This window comes from Corallococcus sp. 4LFB, from assembly GCF_046520365.1.
Lineage (GTDB): Bacteria > Myxococcota > Myxococcia > Myxococcales > Myxococcaceae > Corallococcus > Corallococcus caeni.
Window position 1 is genome coordinate 1 of the sequence record NZ_JBKGHJ010000830.1, and the last position, 2,288, is coordinate 2,288.

Sequence of the window (2,288 nt, forward strand, 5' to 3'; positions counted from 1 at the left end):
CGGCGCGCCGGTGGTGGTGGCCGCGCTGGTGGCCACCTGGCTGGGCCTGGTGATGGGCGGCTCCAACACGTTCGCGGTGGAGCTCAGCTCCTCCCCCCCGGGCGCCACCATCCGCGTGGACGGCCGGATGCTGCGGGAGACGACGCCCACGCTCGTCACCCAGCTGCCGTCGGACCGAGAGCACGTGCTGGAGGTGCTGCTGCCGGGCATGGTGCCCTTCAGCCAGCGCGTGCACGCCGAGCGCGGCACCACGCTGGCGGTCCACGCGCGGCTCACGCCAAAGCATCCGGCCCTGGCGCGCGCCCTGCCCGCGCGGGCCCGGACAACGTGCCCGCCTTCTTCGCGCGCTACTCCTCGGGAGGCCCGTTCGCGCTCAGCGCGGTGGCGCACGCCCTGCGCGTCCCTCCGTCCCAGGCGGCGCGCATGCGGTTGGATCCCTCCCGCGCCTACGGCCTGCGCGTGGAGGGCCGCGTGTCGGTGGGGGGCCCGCTGCCGGTGGCGCAGGCCGTCTACTTCCTGGAGGGCGGCACGGCCCTGGCCGCGCGCGACAGCTTCGGCCTGGTGGGCGCGGACGAGGTGCTGGTGCGCGACGCCTCCGTCCTCTACGTGTTCCTCTGGGACGACCGCCCCGACGACAACCGCGGCGCCCTCCAGGTGCACGTGCGCGAACAGGCGAGCGGCGCCATCACCACCCTGCTCCTGGACGCGCGTCGGCACGCCGTCTCGCTGTCGCCCCTGGACGGCTTCACGCTCCGGGAGCTGGACCCGTCCACCACCTACCGCGTCGTCGTGCGCGCGGCGCAGGAGCCGGCGCGCACGCGGGGGCTTTGGCGGCGGAGCGGTGGGCGGCGTGCTCGCGCTGCACGGCGCGGGAGCGTCTCCGGCCATGGCGCCGGGCACGCTGGAGGTGCTGGAGGTCAACCAGCCCACGGTGCTGCGCGGCGCGAGCTGGCTGCGGCTCGCGTTCCCCGACGACGACGTGAACGACAACGCCGGCGGCCTCACGCTGGAGGTGACGCCGGTGGCGCCGCTGCACCAGTAGCGCGCGCGACGGGCCGCTACAGGGCAGCGCCAGCCTGTAGCCGAAAAATTGATCATCCGGGACGCGCCCCTACCCTGGGCCGCCACGGAGGACGCTCATGAAGAAGCTGCTGGCGGTGCTGGGCTTGGGGATCGCGGTGATGGCCACGGTGGGACTTTCCACCCGCGTGGACGCGCGGCCCGGAAGCACGGCGGACGAGGGGCCGACCGATGCCCAGATCGACGCTGTCCTGGACGCGCAGGCGCACGAGGTCATGGCCCGGCTGCTGGAAGCGCAGCGCAATGCCGACCGGATGACAATGCTTCCCCGGTAATCTCGTGGCATCCGGCGGGGCACGGTGCTACGACCGGGCGCTCGCTTCAGTGCTCATCCACCCGCTCACGAGGGGGCCATGCCAGAAGGGTCCGCTGAACTCCAGCTCCAGGTTGGAGACCGGGTCGTCTACCCCAACCAGGGGGTCTGTCGCGTCGCCGCCATTGATGTGAAAGAGGTGGCCGGACAGAGCCTCACCTTCGTCACCATGCGCCGCGAGGAAGACGGCGCGGTCGTGATGGTGCCGCAGGGAAAAATCATCTCCATCGGCGTGCGCAAGGTCGCCAGTCCGGCGGACGTGGAGGAGATCTACGCGTTCCTCCGCTCGGACAGTGACAAGGCGGACCTGGACTGGAAGCAGCGCGCGCGCACCAACCTGGACCGCATGACCCAGGGCGGCATCCTGGGGCTGGCGGAGGTCGTCAAGGGCCTCCAGGTCCTGAGTGAGCTGCGGCCGCTGCCCACCAAGGAGCGCGAGCTCTACGACAACGCCCGGCACCTGCTGGTGTCGGAGGTCGCCGCCGCGCTGGGCACCGCCGAGGCCAACGCCGAGGACTCCATCGACATCGTCCTCTTCCCGCCCGGGAAGGAGCGTCCCAAGCGCACCGCCGCGGAGTTCGCGCGGCCCGGTGGCGACGAGGACGACCTGGACCTGGACGGCGACCTCATGGGTCTGGAGGGCGGAGAGCTGGACCTGCCCTCGGACGAGGAGCCGCAGGCCGAGTCCGAATCCGACGAGGAGTCCTCCGAGGAGGGTGGCGAGGAGGAAGGCGGCGAGGAGGCGGCCGAGGACGCCCCCAAGAAGCGCGGCCGTCCGCCCAAGGCGAAGCCCGCCGAAGGCGCCGAACCCGCCGCTCCGAAGAAGCGCGGCCGCCCGCCCAAGCCGAAGCCCGAGGTGACGGCGGAGAGCGCTGAACCCGCCGCTCCGAAGAAG

At 72.6% G+C, this 2,288-nt stretch carries 3 protein-coding genes and 1 pseudogene; all 4 read left to right on the plus strand.

All coding sequences use genetic code 11. From position 1 onward, the window contains the following. Nucleotides 1–127 precede the first annotated feature (127 nt). Nucleotides 128–223, plus strand: a pseudogene (locus ACLEQD_RS41675) (hypothetical protein); the annotation flags it as partial. Between the two features lie 104 nt (nucleotides 224–327). Next, a complete protein-coding gene (locus ACLEQD_RS41680; RefSeq protein ID WP_410391458.1) occupies nucleotides 328–1,143 on the plus strand; it encodes a hypothetical protein in 816 nt (271 codons plus the stop codon). Further along, the gene (locus tag ACLEQD_RS41685; protein ID WP_171415286.1) at nucleotides 1,140–1,355 is read left to right on the plus strand and encodes a hypothetical protein; all 216 of its coding nucleotides are present in this window, start codon (nucleotides 1,140–1,142) and stop codon (nucleotides 1,353–1,355) included. The genes ACLEQD_RS41680 and ACLEQD_RS41685 overlap by 4 nt, the downstream gene beginning before the upstream one ends. 78 nt (nucleotides 1,356–1,433) lie before the next feature. Continuing rightward, nucleotides 1,434–2,288, plus strand: an 855-nt coding sequence (locus tag ACLEQD_RS41690; protein WP_410391457.1) for a CarD family transcriptional regulator, incomplete at its 3' end; no start/stop codon positions are given.

Bases quoted from the DNA above. Each gene is read 5' to 3' on its own strand.
- ACLEQD_RS41685 (WP_171415286.1), top strand. From the start codon at position 1,140: ATGAAGAAGCTGCTGGCGGTGCTGGGCTTGGGGATCGCGGTGATGGCC.